We start from the raw sequence: 19,304 nt of genomic DNA, 5'->3' as shown, positions 1-19,304 counted from the left end.
TCCGACAAAAGCAGGCTACGCCGGTGTCGGATTGCTTGCGGCGTCTTCCGGCAGGGCGGGTAGCGCTTCATCCACCGTCAGTGGTGCATCACTGGCGAGCAGCTCCTTCGCCTCCGCGTGGTCGGCCACGGCGGGCGGCGAACCGCGCAAGGGCAGGCCCGCGGTTTCGGTCACGAACAGCATGGTGATGATGCCGATCACGGCCGCGCCCATCAGGTAATACGCAGGTACCAGCGGATCACCCGTACGTTCCACCAGCCACGCGGTGACCAGCGGCGTGGTCCCGCCGAACAGCGATACCGAAACATTGAAGGCGATCGACAGCGCGCTGTAGCGCACGGGTGTGTAGAACAACGCAGGCAAGGTCGACGGCATGGTGCTGGTAAAGCACACCAACGCCACGCCGAGCAGCATCAGCCCGGTGAAGATCCACGCATCGTTACCGGTGCCGACCAGCAGCATGCACGGAATGGCCAGCACGAACATGGCCGCGCACGCGCCGATGATCATGGGCCGGCGGCCGAAGCGATCGCTGAAGCGGCCGCCCAGCACGTTCAACGGCATCATCACCAGCATGACGATCAGGATGAGCAGCAGGCCCTTCGCTTCGCTGTAGCCCAGCGTCACGGTGAGGTAGCTCGGCATGTAGGTCAGCAGCATGTAGTCGGTGACGTTGAAGACGAGCACCAGGCCGATGCACTTGAGCAGCTGCGAGCCATGCACCGACACGAGCTCCATCAGGCCAATGCGAGGTGCATCGCCCGTGGCTTCCATGGCTTCTGCGTGCGCCTTGAAGGCCGGCGTCTCCTCCAGCTTCATGCGCATGTACAGGCCGAGCAGGCCAAGCGGGCCCGCCACGAGGAACGGCACGCGCCAGCCCCACGCCAGCATGTCGTCGTTACCCAGCAGCATGGTGAGCGCGGTGACGACGCCGGCACCAGCGATGTAGCCACCGAGCGTGCCGAACTCCAGCCAGCTGCCCATCTGCCCGCGTTGGGCATCGGTGGAGTATTCCGCGATGAATGTGGCGGCGCCACCGTATTCGCCACCGGTGGAGAAACCTTGCAGTAGCCGAGCGAGGAGCAACAGTACCGGCGCCCACAGACCAATGCGGTCGTAGGACGGGATAAGGCCGATGGCGAACGTGCCGAGCGCCATCATGATCATGGTCGCCGCGAGCACGCGCTGGCGCCCGAAGCGATCACCCAGTGGTCCAAACACCAGGCCACCGATCGGACGCACGAGAAAGGCGACAGTGAAGGTGGCGAAGGTCGCGATGACCTGCGCCGTCGGGTTGCTTCCCGGAAAGAACACATGACCCAGCGTGACGGCGAGGTAGCCGTAGACACCGAAGTCGAACCACTCCATGGCGTTGCCGAGCGCCGCCGCGCCGACGGCGCGCTTCAGCATCGACTGGTCGACGATGGTCAGGTCATCGGGCTTGAGGTGTTTGCGGCGGCGGGTGAACCAACCAAAGTGGGCGTCGTGCCCGGCGGATCCTTGCATCGTGTGTGCTCCTGTTCGCGCGGACGTGCAGGCACGCAAACGCGTGGCCGGAACCAACCGTCCTGGAGATAGGGATGCGCAACGCGGAACGCGGCGCTCGGCGCGGTCCGCTCACGGGGGACACGCGGGATACCATCGCTTAAGGCGCGCAAACATGGCGCGCACGCTGGATATCCCGAAAAGCTTAACAAATGCGGCGTTAACCCTATGTAGGAGCCCACCCTGTGGGCGACATCTTTCGCGATGACGCCGCAGGGCCTGATGCTCATTCGCGAACGGCGTCGCCCACAGGGTGGGCTCCTACGGGGCGTTAGAGGCGGCGCGGTGCCGTCGAGCCGCGCACCACCAGGTCGGGGCTGAAGCCTTCGTTGTCGATCGGCGGGGCGGCGCTATCGCGTTCGATCTCGGCGATGAGGCGCTGTGCCGCGTGGCGGCCGATCTCCTCGGTGTTCTGCCGGGACGTGGTCAACGCGGGCCACGATTGCTTGGAGAACGGACTGTCCTCGAAGCCGGCGATGGAAAGCTCCCATGGCACATCGACACCGCCCGAGCGTGCGGCGGCGAGCACGCCCGCGGCAATCTCATCGTTCGAGCCAAAGATCGCGGTGGGCGGATTGCGCAGCGCGAGCAGCTTGCGCGCACCACGGAAACCATCGTCGAAGGAGTAATCACCCTCCACCACCAGGGCGCGGTCGATCTCGATGCCGTACTCGCGCAGTGCATCCTCGTAGCCCTGGTAACGCTCGGGGCTGGAGCGGTGCTCCTTGCCACCCCAGAGGAAACCGATGCGGTGGTGACCGAGCTGGATCAGGTGCTCGGTGATCGCGTAGGCGGCGTCGCGGTCATCGACGAACACGCACGGCCAGCCATCCTTCGGGTCCTGCCGCGCGGAAATGATCCGCACGAAGGGCACGTTCTGTTCGGTGAGCGTCGCCAGCAGCTGCGGCTGTTCCGACATGGGCGGACACAGCACCAGGCCGGCCAGGCGGTTACGCCGCACCAGGTCACCGAGCTGCTCGGCGAGGCGCGTGGCGGACGAATCGCAGGGGTGGATCTGCAGGCCGAAGCCGCGCTCCCGGCACACCGACAGCACGCCGTTCTGCATGGCGATGACGTAGTGCGCATTGGGATTGTCATAAACCAGGCCCAGCGCGTACGTGCGCGAGCTGCGCAGGCTGCGGGCGGCCTGGTCGGGCTGGTAATCGAGTGCCTCGATGGCGCGCTGCACCTTGTCACGGGTGCGGGCGTGCACGGAGGGTTCGTGGTTGATGACGCGGGAGACGGTCTTCAGCGACACGCCGGCCCGCTCGGCCACGTCCTTGATGGTGGGGCTACGCAAATCACGACCCTCGATAGCAAGACGGCCATCCTAGCGGATGGCCGTCACCGAGCGAAGATGGGGCGTCAGTCCTTGACGTGCTGGCCGACCTTATGGCCCGCCGCGCCGTAATACAGGATGTACAGGTAGCACGGCACCATGATGGCCAGGAACACCAGCTGGAAGTCATGCCCTTGCTTCAGGTGGGCGAACAACTGCGGGATGATCGCGCCACCGGCGATGCCCATGATGAGCAGGGCCGAGCCGAATTCGGTCAGGCTGCCCAGGCCCTTGATGGCGAGCGGGAAGATGGCCGGCCACATCATGGCGTTGGCAAAACCCAGTGCCGCCACGAACGCCACCGAGGTGTAACCGGTGGTGGCATAGGTGCCGATCGAGAACAGCACGCCGAGGATCGCCGAGATCGCCAGGTACTTGTGCTGCGAGACCACCTTCGGGATCAGCACCAGGCCGGCGACGTAGCCGATCAGCATGGCGAACAGCGTGTACGAGGTGAAGTGCTTGGTGTCTTCCGGCGTCATGCCGAAGCCCTGGCCGTAGGTGCCGATGGCGTCGCCCGCCATCACTTCCACGCCCACGTACACGAACAGGCACAGCACGCCCAGCCACAGGTGCGGGAAGCTGAAAATGCCACCCTTGGCATGGCCGATGGCACGCTCGGAGTTATCGGTGGAGGCGCGGATCTCCGGCAGCGACGAGCGCACCACCCAGATCGCCAGCACCACCAGCAGGCCCGCCATGGCCAGGTAGGGCATGTGCACCTTCGCGGCGAAGGCATTGAGCAGCGCTTCCTTCTCCTCCGGCGAACCGGCCGCGGCGATCTGCTTGTCGAAGCCGCCGATGTTGCTCATCACCACCCAGCCGAACACGAACGGTGCGAGCGCGCCGGCGATCTTGTTACAGATGCCCATGAAGGCGATGCGCTGTGCTGCGCTATCGATCGGGCCCAGCACCGAGATGTACGGGTTGGAGGCGGTCTGCAGCAGCGAAAGGCCCGCGCCTATGATGAACAGGCCCGTGAGCGCGCCCGGGTACACGCGCATGGTGACGAACTGGCCGAAGGTGGCCGCGCCGATCGCCATGACGAACAGGCCAAGGCCCATGCCCTTCTTCATGCCCGTCTTCTTAAGGATGAAGGAGGCCGGCAGCGCGAGGAAGAAATACGACAGGTAGAACGCGCTGGGAACAAGGAACGCGCCCACGTCATCCAGGTTGAAGGCCAGCTTCACGAAGGTGATCAGCGGGCCGTTGAGCCAGGTGACGAAGCCGAAGATGAAAAACAGGATGCCGATGATGATCATCGGTCCGACGCTCGAATGGCGCGTCTCGCCGACGGCGGCCGTGGTGGACGACATGGGTTGCTCCCCTTTGGATGTTTGGTGCCGCGGTTTTGTCCCTTTATTGACTCGTGCGAGCAACGTTGTCAATCCGCGTGTTACCACCCGGCAGGGTGTTGGCATTTCGTTATGACTTTCGATGTCGCGCCGCCGCAAGCATCTGATCCTGCGCATTCAATCGTTCCAAAAGGTCTTGCGGCGCAAGGTGTCGCGGGTGGGCGGCGCGGGTCGTAAACGTTTCCTGTTGCAGTGCACGATGGGATGTTGGCTGTCCTAGCCATTTGTCCTGTTGACAACGTTGTCATCTGGCTCACAGACTCAGTCGTAACAAGGGGGTCACAGGAAATTCATGTGACCGCATCGCAGGGAACCAAGGGGTTAAACGTGGGCGAGCAGGCGAACAAGCGGGAAGCTGTGCGGACGGCGCGTGCGGAGGCGTTCATCGCCGCCGACGTGGGCGGCACGCATGCCCGTATCGGCCTGGTCCGTCCCGAACTGGCCGGGGGCACCTTCGAAGTACTGCGCTACGAGCGCTATGCCTGCGCCGACTGGCCCAGCCTTACCGCCGTGCTGAAGGATTTCGTCGGCCACCTCGAGGGCCAGTTCGCCGTGCAGCATTGCGCGGTGGCCAGCGCGGGCTATGTACTGGGCGACGCCATCGTCAACGAGAACCTGCCCTGGCCGGTCTCCATCGGCGACATCCGCGAAAGCCTGCACCTGGCCGGCCTGAGCGTCGTGAACGATTTCGAGGCGGTGGCTTACGCCTGCCAGTTCCTGCGCGATCACGAAACCACCGCCATCATTGAAACCGCTGCCACGCCGGCCGCCGGCCCCATCCTGGTGATGGGCCCAGGCACGGGCCTCGGCTCAGCGGTGTTGTTGCCCGGCAAGCCGCACGCCACCGTGCTGCCCACCGAAGCCGGCCAGATCTCGCTCGCCCCCGGCACCCCGCGCGAAGCCGCCATCCTGGCCGAGCTCGCGAAGAGCCGTGACTACGTTTCGTACGAGACCGCCCTCTCCGGCCCAGGCCTCGTCAATCTCTATAAAGCCATTTCGACGCTGCGCGGCACCCCCGCGACGCTCGCCGAACCCGCCGCCGTCACCACGGCCGCCCTCGCCGGCAACGATCCGGCTGCGGTGGAAGCCCTGGATGTGTTCTGCGGCCTGCTCGGCAGCTTCGTCGGCGATCTCGCCATGCTCTACGGCGCCCGCGGTGGCGTGTTCCTGGCCGGCGGCATCCTGCCCCAGGTGCGCGACTACCTTGCCGCCAGCAGCTTCGCAGACAGGTTTTTCAACAAGGGCGTCATGCGCGCCTTTCTCCAGCAAGTGCCGGTACGTCTGATGGACCACGGACAGTTGGGTGTGATCGGTGCCGCCGGTCTCTACCTGCACGGTTCGATAGCTCATTGATGAGCGGGAAAGGAACGCAGGCTCAGTAAAAAACCGGGCCGAAAGGCTCTTCGATAGCAACGAAAGCACGGCGCGGCCGCGAAACCCGCCGGAGCTACATCCTCTGAGGGGAGGACACCATGTCGCATCGTAGGAATCTGCTCACGGCGAGCATTATCGCCGGACTCTGTTGTTTCACCGGTGTAGCCGCCGCGCAGGACGCGTCGACGCAGCCGGCCAAGACGCAGACCGCCCAGCAAAAGGCTGATGCTGCCAAGGCAGCCCAGCTCGAGGGCATCACCGTCACCGGCATTCGCGCCAGCCTTGAGAAGTCGCTCGACACCAAGCGCAATGCCGATGCCATCGTCGAGGCCGTGACGGCCGAAGACATCGGCAAGTTCCCCAACACCAACGTCGCCGAAGCGATGACCCAGGTCCCTGGTGTCACGATCGATCGTCAGTTCGGCCAGGGTGACCGCGTATCGATCGACGGTACCGATCCCAGCCTCAACCTGACGTTCCTCAACGGCCAGCCGGTGTCGCAGACCCCGTGGCAGTACGGCGCGCAGCCGAACCGCGGCTTTGACTTCACCATGCTGGCCCCGGAAATCGTCGGCCGCCTGGAAGTGTACAAGTCGCCCGAAGCCCGCCTGACCGAAGGCAGCCTGGGCGGCACGGTGCTGCTGCACACGCTGAACCCGCTCGACCTGCCGGCCAACACGGTCCGCGGTTCGTTCGGCCTAAACTACAACGACCAGGCCACGCCGGGTGCACGCCCGAACGGCTCGGCGCTGTATAGCTGGAAGAACGAGTCCAACACCTTCGGCATCGTCACCTCGATCCAGCATTACGAGGAAAAGATCGACCGCCAGGGCTTTGAAATCTTCAGCTACAGCCCGGTCTCCAAGTGGGCCTCGAGCCCGGCCGTTGCCGCCGGCATCGCCAATGGCACGCTGGATCCGAACGCCAAGGTGCCCGATGAGGTCAACTCGGCGTGGTTCCAGCAGAAGCGCAAGCGCGATACCGCGACGCTGGGCCTGCAGTTCCGCCCGACGGACAACTGGGATATCGATTTCAACAACCTGTTCGTCCGCGAAAACTTCGATAACTGGAACCAGTCGCTGTATCCGTTCACCGGTGCGACGCCGGGTAACGTCACCAGCTTCAACCAGGGCCCGAACGGCGTGGTCACCGGCGGCCACGTCTGCGGCAACGACGATCCGACTTGCCCGGCCATCGCGCAGGGTACGTTCGACAGCAACATCCGCAAGTCGGTGGTGCGCACGGTTGCCCATGACCTGAAGTCGACCTGGCACGGTGATGGCTGGCAGCTGTCCGGCGCAGCCGGCTACAGCAAGGCGATCAACGACAATATCTCGCAGGCGGTGATGGAGCCGGTGTACGCCGGTGGTTATACCTGGGATATCAACAAGGGCTTCAACTTCGACAGCCCCGCCGCCGCACGTGACCCGGCCAACTGGCACATGGGTGACGTGGATGGCCTGGGTGGCTGGCCCGGTAACTACGGTTCGTACTCCGCGCACTCGCGTGACACGTACGGCCAGCTCGATTTCTCGAAGTTCTTCGATTCGTTCATCAACGAACTGGCGTTCGGCTACCGCTGGAACCGCCACGAAGAAGGCATGACCGCCCACGTGTACGGCGGTAACGCCCCGACCAACCTGGAAGCCCTCGGCTTCGGTGGTTACACCGATACGCTCGGCGCCCTCGATGGCCTGGATGGCTCGGCCAACCATGTCATGCCTGATCGTGACGCCCAGTACGCCTGGGTGCGCAACACCAACGGCGGCAACGAAGACCCGGGTACGTACCTCAACGGCACGTACAAGCTCGTCGAGAAGACCAACGCCGCTTATGGCCAGGCCAACTTCGCGGGCGGTGGCTTCCACGGCAACTTCGGTATCCGCTACGTCGATACCAAGACCGACGGCACCGGCTTCAACTACAGCGGCGCCCCGGTGCTGCCGGCACCGCCGGGTTCGTGGCAGACCTCGTCGCGCACCACGAAGAACTGGCTGCCCAGCCTGAACATCGCGTACGACCTGACCGACGACATCGTGCTGCGCGGTGCGGCCGCCAAGGTGATCGCACGTCCGCCGTACAACATGCAGGTGAACAACCTGTTCCTCAACGACTCGGTGCTCACCGGCTCGGGCGGCAACCCGGACCTGAAGGACTACAAGTCGAAGAACTACTCGCTCGCCGCGGAGTGGTATTTCGCGCCGCAGTCCTACCTGGCCGTGACCGGCTTCCTGAAGCAGATCGATGATTACGTGCTGGTCGATTCGGCGAACGAGCTGCTCTACAACTCGGGCATCGTCAACGACCAGGCCACGTTTGCCCGCCAGGTCGCGCAGGGTCTCTGCACCCCGGATGGCTTCTGCGAATACTCGATCAGCCGTCCGCGCAACACCGGCGGCGGCAAGATCCGCGGCGGCACGGTCAGCTACCAGCAGGCATTCTGGGATACCGGCCTGGGCGTGACGGCGAGCTACACCTACGCCAAGGGCACGCTGGATGCAGGTGGCGCGCTGCCGTACAACTCGCAGAACGCGTACTCGGTGAGCCCGTACTACGAAATGGGCCCGTTCAGCGCCCGCGTCACGTACAACTGGCGCAGCAAGTACCTCGCCGGCGGTTACATCGCCGGTGCGCCGCCGGCCACCACGGCCGATTACGGCGACCTGGGTGCCACGCTCGGCTGGAAGCTCAACAAGAACGTCTCGTTCACCCTCGCGGGCATGAACCTGACGAACGAGAAGTACAAGCAGTACCTGACCACGACCGATATGCCGGTCGCGAAGTACACCACCGGCCGCCGCTACATGGCCTCGGTGCATTTCGATCTCTAAGCGTTAGCGTCATGGCTTGGCGGCCACGGATGGCCGCACATAACCCTCGAAGCACGATTCCCCACGGGCCCGACGAATCCCTTTGCCGGGCCCGCTTTTTTTTTGACGCGCAAGCGTGTGGTGTTTGCTGACTGCTTACTATTTACGCTTTACCGCGAACCCCGTAGGCTTCGGCCTCTATCGCCAGTGACGACACAGGGCCATCGCATGCGCCGTATCCTCCTCCTCGCCATGGCCACCGGCCTTGCCGCCTGTGCCAGCCAGCCGAGGCAGACCACCGCCCCCGTCGATACGACACCGCTGTCGCTGATACCGATGCCCGCGCAGCTGTCCCGCGTACCGGGCCACTTCCGCATCGATGCGTCCACGAAGATCGCCACCGCCGCCGGGGATACCCAGGCGAAGAAGGTAGCCACCCAGTTGCAGGGCTGGCTGCGCCAGGCGCGCGGTGTCACCGTGCCCATCGTGGAAGGCAAGCCGGGTGCCGGGACCATCTGGTTGCACACCGAAGCCTCCGTGAAGGGCATCGAGGCCTACGCGCTCGATGTCGACGACAAGGGCGTGCGGATTGCCGCCAACGACGAAACCGGCCTGTTCTACGGTGCCGTGACGCTGTGGCAGCTGGCGACCGACCCTGCCGCGCAGAACGGCCTGCCGGGCGTGCACATCGTCGATAAACCGCGCTTTGAATGGCGCGGGCTCATGCTGGATTCCAGCCGCCACTTCCAGTCGGTCAGCGAGATCGAGCACCTGCTCGACCAGATGGCCATGCACAAGCTCAACACCTTCCACTGGCACCTTACCGATGACCAGGGCTGGCGCCTGCAGATCGAAAAGTATCCCAAGCTGACCGATGTGGCTTCGTGCCGTACGCCAGTAGGCCCGGATATCGCGATCACCGGCGGTGCGGACAAGCCGTATTGCGGCTTCTACACCAAGGAAGAGGCGAAGCAGATCGTCGCCTACGCGGCCGAGCGCCACATTACCGTGGTGCCTGAAATCGAAATGCCTGGCCACGCGCAGGCGGCCGTCGCGGCCTATCCTCAGTACGGCGCCGGCAAGAAGCACACGGTATCGGCGGACTGGGGCGTGAACACTGCACTGTTCAACGTCGACGACGGCACGTTTACCTTCCTGGAGGACGTGCTCGACGAAGTGATGGATATCTTCCCGTCCACGTATATCCACGTGGGTGGTGATGAAGCGGCCAAGGATGAGTGGGAGCACTCGCCCAAGGTGCAGGCGAAGATGAAGTCGCTGGGCATCGATGACGAAGAGAAGATGCAGGGCTGGTTCGTTGCGCGCATCGGCGAATACCTCGAGCAGCACCATCGCCGCCTGATCGGCTGGGACGAAATCCTCGATGGCAAGGTGCCCGCCAGCGCCACGGTCATGTCATGGCGCGGCACGGCCGGCGCGATCAAGGCGGCCAATGCAGGCCATGATGTGGTGATGGCGCCTTCGCCGAACCTGTACATGGATTACCTGCAGTCCAGCATGGCCGACGAGCCCGCGGGCCGTCCGAATATCCAGTCGCTCGAAAGCGTGTACAAGTTTGAGCCAGTACCAGCGGGCATCCCGGCCGACAAGGCAAGCCACGTGCTGGGCGAACAGATCACCCTGTTTACCGAATACCAGCCCAACTGGCAGCGCGTGCAGCATGCGCTGTTCCCGCGCATGGCTGCGCTGGCTGAGCGCACGTGGACGCCGATCCCGGACTGGAACGGCTTCCTCACTCGCCTGCCCGCGCAGTTCTCACGCTACCGTGCGGCGGGCATCATGCCGGCCGATAGCGCATTCGCGGTGGCGATCGATGCAAAGGCCGCCGGCAACGACAAGGCGACGGTCACGCTCTCCAGCCAGACCGGGTACGGCAAGATCCGCTATTCCACCGACGGTACGCCGCCCACGGCGCAGTCGCCGGAATACACCGGTCCGTTCGAGGTTGCGCTCCCGTCGACGGTGCAGGCCATCACCTTCGCAAACGGGTTTGGCCTGTCCGGCCCGCGTTCGGAAACGATCGATGCCAAGTCACTGCTGCGCCGTAACAGCGATGAGCTCGGCCTGTGCAGCAGCAAGCTGCCGGTTCGCGTGGAATCGCCCACGCTGGTCGACGGCGTCCGCCCTGTGTACAAGGTGGACATCATGGACACCTGCTGGACGTGGAAGGGCGTGAAGCTGGATGGCCGCTACGGCGTCGCCATCAGCGTGAACAAGCTGCCCTTCAACTACGCACTGTGGAAGGACACCGCCGGCATTGTCACGCGCAAGGCAAAGTCGCGCGATGGCGAGATCGAGATCCACCAGGACACCTGCGACGGCCCGAAGCTCACGACCATCCCGCTGGCCAAGGCCAAGGGTGGCCCGGCGACGCTCGACGGCATCCTGCCCAAGCGCGAAGGCACGCACGACCTGTGCATCCTGATCACCGGCAAGCCGGGCCCGTCGACGTTCTGGGTGATCGGCGACGTGCAGTTGCGCTAACAGCATCGCCGTAGGAGCCCACCCTGTGGGCGACATCTTTTCGCGATACCGCAACAGGTCCTGCGGCGGTATCGCGAAAGGCGTCGCCCACAGGGTGGGCTCCTACATCGTCGTGGCCGGGTGGCGCGGGATCGGTTATGCGGGAACGCGCATATCCGCACGGCGCTGCAACGCGGCGCGCGCCTCGCGCTCCTCATCGGGTGCCACATCGCCCAGCACCACGAACTTGCCGGCCACCATCGCCGCCAGCGGAATGCCATCGCGAATGGCGATGCGGTTGCCGATGTTCGCCGGTACCTTCGTACCCGCCACGATGCCGCCGATCAGGTTCAACGGATCGGTACCCGCAATGCATACGATCTCGCCATCGTGCTCACGGTGGCGGATCTGGCGCAACGCGGTCAGCGCCTCCGGCAGTGCGAACTGCTCGCCCACCAGGCCATCCACGAAGCGGCCGCCACGGATCTCGCCGCGCGCCTCCAGGCGGTGGTACACCCGGCGCAGGTCGCGCCACGCAGGCAGCCACGCCGCTTCACGCTCGAGGATCCGCCAGCTGACCACGCCATAGCGGCGCAGCAGCGTGCGGGCGATATGCTCCATGCCGTCCGCATCGTTGCGCTCCTCGCGCGGGCGGCGCGAGAGCGCCCAGCGGCCGGCGTCCTCGATGCCGCTGAGCATGTGCCGGCGCGTACGCCGCGCACGGCCGCTATGGCGTTTGGCTGACGGGAGCAGCAGCGCACGCAGGCCAGCGAAGCTGTCCGCCGTAACGCGGCCTGCCGCCACGAGTTCACCCAGGGCATCTTCGAGCTCGGTGCGCAGCAGGCGCGTTACCGAGGCGAGCTCATCGAAGAACAATGCGCCTTCATCACGCAGCGCCTCCTCCACCGCTTCCGCGCGGGAAGAAAGCTTCACCTCATCGGAGATGGCCGGCGCCGCCGCCGACCACACCGCCAATTGCCGGCGCGGCAACAACACGATGGGCGTGGCACGCACCGGCCCACCGGTGCCGGTACCCAGGCGCAGGCGGCTCCACACGATGCGGCCTGCACGGCACAGGTCATCCAGCCAGCCGATGCTGTAGTCGCTCACGCGCGAGGGCAGCAGTTCGGATTCCCACGCACCGGCGGCGGCCTCAAATCCCTCGAGCTGGCCGATGACGCCGGCCAGGGCATCGGGGCCCGCCACTTGCGCCGCACGGGTGACATGCTGCCAATCGAGCAGGAAGCGCATGAAGTCGCGCGGTGCCACCGGTTCAATCTCGCGGCGGAGCCGGCCGATGGTGTAGCGGTGAATGCGGGCCAACAGGTGGCGTTCGCACCATTCCGTCTCCGTGGCGCCGGGTGAGAACGGCCCGCGCATGACATAGCCTTCGCTCTCCAGCGCAACAAGCGCAAGGGACACATCCATCGCCTCCACGCCCAGCGTCGGCGCCATGCTGCGCTCCTCGACGACACCGAGGCCGCCAAGGCGGCCGCGCACGATATCGATGAGGGCAGCCTCACGCGTCCAGGCCTGCGCCGCATATTCCGCCGGTGCGGCGATAGCCGGCTGCATGACCGCAGCCGGGTGGATGGCCTGCCATGCGGGCAGGCGCTCAGCGGCCACCCATACCGACGTGCCATCGGCAGTAAGCAGCGTCGCGCGCGAATCCTTAGCCAGCGCCTGAAGCAGTCGCAACCACCCGTTGTCACGCACCTCATCGGGCGTGACCGAACCGAGCTGCATCAGCGCCTCGTGCATCTCATCCGCGCTACGGGCCTCGGGCCATGCTTCTGCGCGCACCGAGGCGATCGCGTCGGTATCGAGGCGGCCAAGGTCATCGGCGCTCTCCGCATCGTTCCAGCGGCGCGACTGCACGGCTTGCGTGCGCCGCTCTTCCAGTGGCGCGTCATCGAGGAAGGCGTAGGGCGCCGCACTGAGCACCTCGGCCGCGAGCGGCGAGGGCGTGGCCAGGTCGCGCGCGATGACGCGGATACTCCCAGCCTCCATGCCACGCAGCACGGCCAGCCAGCCCTCGGTGTCCATCGCCTCATGCAGGCAATCGTCCAGGGTCTGGTTCACCAGCGGGTGATCGGGCACCTCGCGCTCGCCCACGATGTTCTCCAGGCATGCCACCTGGTCGGGGAACACGGTGGCCAGCAGGTCTTCGCTCTTCATGCGCTGCAGCTGCGGCGCCACCTTCTTTCCGCCGGAGAAGCGCGGCAAGGCCAGTGCGGTTGTCGCGTTCCAGCGCCAGCGCACGCCGAACAACGGTGCATCGAGAAGGGCCTGCACCAGCACGTGTTCGGCACTGGCCGAATGCAGGTAGCGCGCCACCTCATCCAGCGGGAAGCTGTGGCTGGTGGAGAGCGAAAGGACGATGGCATCTTCGGTAGCCGCCGCCTGCAATTCGAAATTGAACTTGCGACAGAAGCGCTTGCGCAGGGCCAGTCCCCACGCCTTGTTGATGCGGCTACCGAAGGGTGTGTGGATGATGAGCTGGGTACCGCCCGACTCATCGAAGAAGCGTTCCATCACCAGCGTATCGCGCGTGGGCAACGCACCCAGTGCCGCGCGGGCACGGAACAGGTAATCGACGATCTGCTCGGCGGCGGCCTTTGCCACGCCCAGCTCGCCCATAAGCCAGTGCATCGCTGCCTCACGGCCGCCTTCGTCGAAGCGCTCCGCGATCTCGGTACGGAATCGTGCCACGCCGATCGACAACTCGTCGGTACGGCCGGGGGCCTCACCCAGCCAGAACGGAATGTTCGGCGGCTGGCCCTGAGCATCTTCCACGCGCAGGCGGCCCATCTCCACGCGCAGGATGCGGTAGGAGCGGTTGCCAAGCTGGAACACATCGCCGGCGAGGCTCTCGATCGCGAAGTCCTCGTTCACCGTGCCCACCATGGTGGACTGCGGTTCGAGCAGGACGTTGTAATCGCCGGTTTCGGGAATGGTGCCGCCGGAGGTCACGGCGGTGAGCCGTGCACCACGACGCTCGCGCAGGCGCTTGTTCACCGCATCGCGGTGGATGTACGAACCACGCGGGCCAACGCGCGTGCTGAAACCATCGGCGAGCATGCGCACGACGTCATCGAACGTCGCCCGCTTCAGTTCGCGGAACGGGTACGCGCGGCGGATCAGGTCGTAGAGCGCATCCTCGTCCCATTCCTGGCACGCCACCTCGGCCACGATCTGCTGCGCCAGCACGTCGAGCGGCTGCTCAGGCATGATCAACGCATCGAGTTCGCCGCGGCGCACGCAATCGAGCAGCGCGGCGCACTCCACGAGGTCATCCCGCGACGTGGGAAAAAGGCGTGCCTTGGGCGTGCCGCCCACGGCATGCCCCGCGCGGCCGGCGCGCTGCAGGAAAGCGGCGATGGAACGCGGTGAGGCGATCTGGCAAACCAGGTCCACATCGCCGATATCGATGCCCAGCTCCAGCGACGCGGTGGCGACCAGGGCGCGCAACGAGCCCGCCTTCAGCCGTTGCTCGGCATCAAGGCGTTGCTCGCGCGAGAGGCTGCCGTGGTGCGCGGTCACTGCATCGGTGCCCAGGCGTTCGGACAGATGGCGCGATACGCGCTCGGCCATGCGCCGCGTGTTCACGAACACCAGCGTGGTGCGGTGCTGTTCGATCAGGTTGCCCAGCCGGTTATAGACCAGTTCCCACATGTCATTCGACATCACCGCTTCGAGCGGGACGGGCGGAACGTCCAGGGCGAGATCGCGCTTGCGCGTGTGTCCGATATCGACGATGGCGCACGCATCGCCGCCCGTGAGGAACGCCGCCACCTTTTCAATCGGCTTCTGCGTGGCGGAGAGGCCGATGCGCACCAGGCGCCGCTGGGCCAGTGCTTCGAGCCGTTCGAGCGAGACCGCCATGTGGCTACCGCGCTTGCTGGCGGCCACGGCATGGATTTCATCCACGATCACTTCGCGGATGTTGCGCAGCATGGCCCGGCCGGATTCCGAGCCCAGCAGGACGTACAGCGACTCCGGGGTGGTGACCAGGATGTGAGGCGGCCGCTTGCGCATGCGCTCGCGGTCGGCCGTGGGTGTATCGCCCGTGCGCACCGCGGTGCGGATCTCGACATCGGGCAGGCCCTGCTTGCGCAGCTCTTCGCGGATGCCGTCGAGCGGCGCTTCCAGGTTGATGCGTATGTCGTTCGACAGCGCTTTCAGCGGCGACACGTACAGGATGGTGGTGCGGTCGGGCAGGCCGCCCTCCGCCACGCCCTCACGCACCAGGGCATCGATGGCGGAGAGAAATGCCGTCAGCGTTTTGCCGGAACCGGTAGGTGCGGCCACCAGGGTGTGCTGGCCGGAACGAATGGCCGGCCACGCGGCGACCTGCGCCTCGGTGGGTGCGGGAAACGTGGCTTCGAACCAGGCCGAAACCGCCGGATGAAACGCACTGAGTGGCATTGACGTTTGTGAATTCATTCAATGACATAGATGGGGGCGCCAAGCGCCACCGACAAGCATTGAAGGTACATCGGAAGCGTCTCGTGGGTTGCGATGAAACCGTTACTGGAACATCGTGGGGCGTTTCGTTAACCCACGGATGCCTGATCATGGCCGATACTGCTCGTCGCACCGCCCTCGCCTTCGCCATCACCGCCGGCCTTGCTGGCACGGCCGCCGCCGCGACGCCGCCCGCGCACCCCTGGATGGATCGTTCCCTGTCGCCGGACAAGCGTGCCGAACTCATCGTGGCGGCGATGACCGACGACGAGAAATTCCGGATCATCCGCACCGACTTCGGCATGAAGAGCGACAAGCACGGCGAGCCTGAGGGCGCGCTGGGCAACGCGGGCTTTATACCGGCCAACCCGCGCCTTGGCCTGCCCGCCATCCAGGAGACCGACGCAGGCCTGGGTGTCACCAAGCACGGCATCGACAACGCCGGTGCCATTTCCCTTCCGGCCAGCCTGGCCACGGCGGCTAGCTTCGACCCGGCAGTGGCCCATGCGGGCGGCCGCATGATCGGGGGCGAGGCGCGCGGCAAGGGCTACAACGTGCTGCTCTCCGGTGGTGTGAACCTGCTGCGTGATCCGCGCAATGGCCGCAACTTCGAGTACGCGGGCGAGGACCCGATCCTGGCTGGGTACATCGTGGGCGCCACGATCAAGGGTGTGCAGGAGCGCCAGGTGGTCTCCACCATCAAGCACTTCGCTGCTAACGATATCGAATCGGGCCGTAACACCATCAGTTCACAGATCGACCCGGTCGCCCTGCGGGAATCCGACCTGAAAGCCTTTGAGATCGCTATCGCGCATGGCGACCCAGGCTCGGTCATGTCCGCCTATAACCGGGTCAATGGGACGTACTCAGGTGAGCACGAATGGTTGCTCAACGACGTGCTGAAGAAGGAATGGGGCTTCAAGGGCTGGGTCATGTCCGACTGGGGCGGCGTGCACAGCGCAGGCAGGGCGGCCAACGCCGGGCTGGATCAGCAATCGGCCGGCGAGGTGTTCGATGCGGAACTGTTCTTCGACAAACCGCTGCGCGAGGCCGTGGCGAAGGGGGAGGTAAGCAAGGCCCGCCTCGACGACATGGCAAAGCGCATCCTGCGCAGCCTCATCGCCCACGGTGTGCTGGATAACCCGGTACCCGTGAAGGCCGGCAAGGTGCCCTACGAAGCGGACCGTGCCATTGCAAAGGCGGCCCTCGAAGCCGGTGCGGTTCTGCTGCGGAACCAGGATGGCCTGCTGCCGCTGGCGAAGGGCAAGTCGGTGGCCGTCATCGGTGGCCATGCCGACAAGGGCGTAATGGCCGGTGGTGGCTCGTCCGTCGTCACCGATGTCCAGGGGAATGCCGTGCCGGGTCTCGAGCCGGGTGGCTGGCCAGGCCCTGTGGTCTATCACCCCTCGGCACCGCTCACCTTCATCGGCAAGCGCGCCAGCAAGGTCAGCTTCGATGCGGGTACCGATCCGGCCGCCGCGGCGAAAGCGGCGGCCGGCGCGGATGTGGCCGTGGTGTTCGTGACCAAATGGGCGGCCGAATCGTTCGATACCCCGGACCTCTCGCTGCCGGATAACCAGGATGCCGTGGTGGCGGCCGTCATCAAGGCGAACCCGCGTACCGTCGTGGTGCTGGAGACCAACGGCCCGGTGAAGATGCCCTGGCTCGATCAGGTCGGCGCGGTGATGCAGGCGTGGTATCCGGGTTCGGGCGGTGGCGAGGCGATCGCCCGCCTGCTCTACGGCGAGGTGGCACCCAGTGGCCGCCTGCCGCTCAGCTGGCCGAAGGACGAATCGCAACTGCCACGCGCCACCGTGCAGGGCGCCGGCCTGAACAGCAAGGAGAAGCCGGCGGATACCATCGATTACAACATCGAAGGTGCGGATGTCGGATACCGCTGGTACGAGAAGACGAAGCGCCAGCCACTGTTCGCGTTTGGCTACGGCCTGACCTACACCGCCTTCGATTACAGCGGCTTCGCGGTCGAGAAGGGCAAGGACGGTCATGCGGTTGCCCACGTCACCGTGAAGAACAGGGGCAAGGTTGCCGGCGCCGATGTGCCGCAGGTGTACGTCACCGGCCCGGATGGCGGCGCCCGCCGCCTTGCTGGCTGGGCCAAGGTCACCCTGAAGCCGGGCGATAGCCGCCGCGTGGATATCCCGCTGGAACCGCTGGCGCTCGCCCGCTGGGATGATGCCGGCAAGCGCTGGCACGTCGCGGCTGGCAGTTACCAGCTGAAGCTGGGCCGCTCGGCGGAGGATTTCGCGGGTGATGCCACGATCACGCTGCCGGAAAGCTTCCCCGTGGTGAAAGCCCCGTAATCCACCGGGGGTGACGGGCGGTGTGCACGCCACGGCGACGCGCCGGCCCGTCACAATGCGCCGCATGAACCTGCGCCATGCCCTCGCTGCCCTCCTTCTTCTTGCGCCCGCCGTGGCGCTCGCCGATCCGCCGGACTTTGATCGCCCGGGTGCAGGGTTTGCCACCAGCGTGCTGCCTGCGGGCACCGTGGCCTGGGAGCAAGGCCTGCCGACCTACGAACGCGAGCGTTCGGACGGCTACCTCGATCGTACTTACACCGCCGATAGCCTGATCCGCATCGGCACGGGTGGACCGGTGGAACTGCAGGTGGGCGGCTCGGCATGGAACCGCCTGGAGGAACGTGGCCAGGGTTCACGCCGTCATGCGGTAGGCCATGGCGATACCAGCGTGGCCATGAAGTACGCCCCCGCGGGCAGTGATGCCGACGGCGCATTCAGCTGGGCGGCACTGGGCCAGGTCACCTTCGCCAACGGCGACGAGGATTTCGGGAACGGTGCAAGGCAGTACAGCCTGGGCACCACCCTGCAGTGGAAGCCCGACGACAAGGCGCAGAACACCCTGTACGCGAATGTTGACCGCCTGAAGGGCCGTAACACGTGGACGCTGGCGCCGACCTTCGGCCGCAAGATCGGTGAAAACTGGATGGCGTACGTGGAGGCGGATGCGATCCATGACGCGGACGACGGCAATGAGGTCCAGGCCGGCGGTGGTGTCGCCTACAGCATCGGCGATCACCTGCAACTGGATGCGTATGCACTGCACCGTATCGGCGGGCACGGCCCGTCGGTGACCGGGGGACTCGGCGTTTCATACTTCTTCGGCAGCACGCAGTAACGTTGGCGTACCCGGTAACGCTCAGCGGTTGCCTTTGCGCATGGCCCGGAACAGCAACACGGTGAGGACCGCGCCGACAAGCAGGCCTATGCCTGCACCGTAAATCGAGCCGGCCTTTTCACCGGCCAGCCAGCCGATGCCGCAGCCAAGCAGCATGAAAATCGGAAGAGGAAGGCAACCCATGTGGCCATTGTAAGGGTCCACGTGGTGTGTGGCCGATAAGACATGGCCCTCGCGCTCACGCGGAGGGCCATGGTGACCGTCCCTGGGTCTGGCGGCATAGCCGCCTATACGCGGCCCGGCAAAGCCGGCGCGGCGTTTCCGCCGATGAAGGGGGGGATCGATCCTGGCGCTAGGGACGGACGGCATCCTGCCGTCGGATCGGTCATCGGCGAATTCGTACCCGACGGATAGCGGCCGGGCACGGGCCTAAGTCTTACTTAGGCCGCGCGCCGAGGGATATAGGAGGATTCTGAAAATTAGGACTGATTCGCCGTCAGCGGCGACGGTGCGGGCTGCCGTTCAGGCAGGCGTCTGGGCAGGGCGCCGTGCTTGATCAGGCTGCTGCCTGGTGGCAGGCCGTGTGGCGGGGCGTGGCTGCGGCGGCACGGGGACGCCACGGCTGGCGAGCGAGCGCAGCGCGGCGCAATCGGACGTGCCGTAATCGCGTTTTCCCGGTTCTCTATGCATGGTTCGTCTCCTGCCTTTCCCGCCCGGATGGCCAGACTGAGCGTGGGAGACGAAAATTTCGGTGGCATGGCGGTGAAATTTCAG

The 19,304-nt window shown here is 65.5% G+C and carries 10 protein-coding genes; 5 read left to right on the top strand and 5 right to left on the bottom strand.

What is annotated here, in order from left to right; genetic code table 11:
* Window positions 1-15 precede the first annotated feature (15 nt).
* From proP to L2Y97_RS21695, 3 genes are all read right to left on the bottom strand, one after another.
* Window positions 16-1,506 (bottom strand): glycine betaine/L-proline transporter ProP, encoded by a 1,491-nt coding sequence (proP, locus tag L2Y97_RS21705; RefSeq protein WP_247430948.1) that lies wholly within the window; start codon window positions 1,504-1,506, stop codon window positions 16-18.
* Window positions 1,507-1,816: 310 nt separating this feature from the next.
* On the bottom strand, window positions 1,817-2,845 hold the full coding sequence (locus L2Y97_RS21700; protein ID WP_247430946.1) for a LacI family DNA-binding transcriptional regulator: 1,029 nt from the start codon (window positions 2,843-2,845) through the stop codon (window positions 1,817-1,819).
* A 65-nt stretch (window positions 2,846-2,910) separates the two neighbouring features.
* Entirely contained in the window at window positions 2,911-4,200 is a 1,290-nt protein-coding gene (locus L2Y97_RS21695) for a sugar MFS transporter (protein ID WP_247430943.1), read from the bottom strand.
* A gap of 366 nt (window positions 4,201-4,566) precedes the next feature.
* Between L2Y97_RS21695 and glk the strand changes: the two genes are divergently transcribed.
* The 3 genes from glk to L2Y97_RS21680 all read left to right on the top strand — a co-directional run bounded on the left by glk (window position 4,567) and on the right by L2Y97_RS21680 (window position 10,928).
* Window positions 4,567-5,592: a glucokinase gene (gene glk, locus L2Y97_RS21690; protein WP_247436952.1), complete on the top strand. Its 1,026-nt coding sequence runs from the start codon at window positions 4,567-4,569 to the stop codon at window positions 5,590-5,592.
* A gap of 119 nt (window positions 5,593-5,711) precedes the next feature.
* On the top strand, window positions 5,712-8,444 hold the full coding sequence (locus tag L2Y97_RS21685; protein WP_247430940.1) for a TonB-dependent receptor: 2,733 nt from the start codon (window positions 5,712-5,714) through the stop codon (window positions 8,442-8,444).
* Window positions 8,445-8,651: 207 nt separating this feature from the next.
* Window positions 8,652-10,928 carry a beta-N-acetylhexosaminidase gene (locus L2Y97_RS21680; RefSeq protein ID WP_247430937.1) on the top strand — a complete coding sequence of 759 codons (2,277 nt, stop codon included), beginning with the start codon at window positions 8,652-8,654 and terminating at the stop codon, window positions 10,926-10,928.
* A 135-nt stretch (window positions 10,929-11,063) separates the two neighbouring features.
* Here L2Y97_RS21680 and L2Y97_RS21675 read toward each other — a convergent pair whose 3' ends face one another.
* Window positions 11,064-15,335, bottom strand: a complete 4,272-nt coding sequence (locus L2Y97_RS21675; protein ID WP_247430935.1) for a DEAD/DEAH box helicase — start codon at window positions 15,333-15,335, stop codon at window positions 11,064-11,066.
* Window positions 15,336-15,484: 149 nt separating this feature from the next.
* Here L2Y97_RS21675 and L2Y97_RS21670 point away from each other — a divergent pair, with 149 nt between their 5' ends.
* Both L2Y97_RS21670 and L2Y97_RS21665 read left to right on the top strand, forming a co-directional pair.
* Window positions 15,485-17,695 carry a beta-glucosidase family protein gene (locus L2Y97_RS21670; protein ID WP_247430932.1) on the top strand — a complete coding sequence of 737 codons (2,211 nt, stop codon included), beginning with the start codon at window positions 15,485-15,487 and terminating at the stop codon, window positions 17,693-17,695.
* 64 nt (window positions 17,696-17,759) lie between these two features.
* Window positions 17,760-18,530: a transporter gene (locus tag L2Y97_RS21665; RefSeq protein WP_247430930.1), complete on the top strand. Its 771-nt coding sequence runs from the start codon at window positions 17,760-17,762 to the stop codon at window positions 18,528-18,530.
* Between the two features lie 21 nt (window positions 18,531-18,551).
* Here L2Y97_RS21665 and L2Y97_RS21660 read toward each other — a convergent pair whose 3' ends face one another.
* A complete protein-coding gene (locus tag L2Y97_RS21660; protein WP_247430927.1) occupies window positions 18,552-18,713 on the bottom strand; it encodes a hypothetical protein in 162 nt (53 codons plus the stop codon).
* Between the last annotated feature and the right edge of the window lie 591 nt (window positions 18,714-19,304).

The sequence above is a fragment of the Luteibacter aegosomatissinici genome (assembly GCF_023078495.1).
GTDB lineage: Bacteria > Pseudomonadota > Gammaproteobacteria > Xanthomonadales > Rhodanobacteraceae > Luteibacter > Luteibacter aegosomatissinici.
The sequence above is the reverse complement of the archived record's forward strand: the minus strand, read 5'-3'. Positions and strand labels throughout refer to the sequence as shown.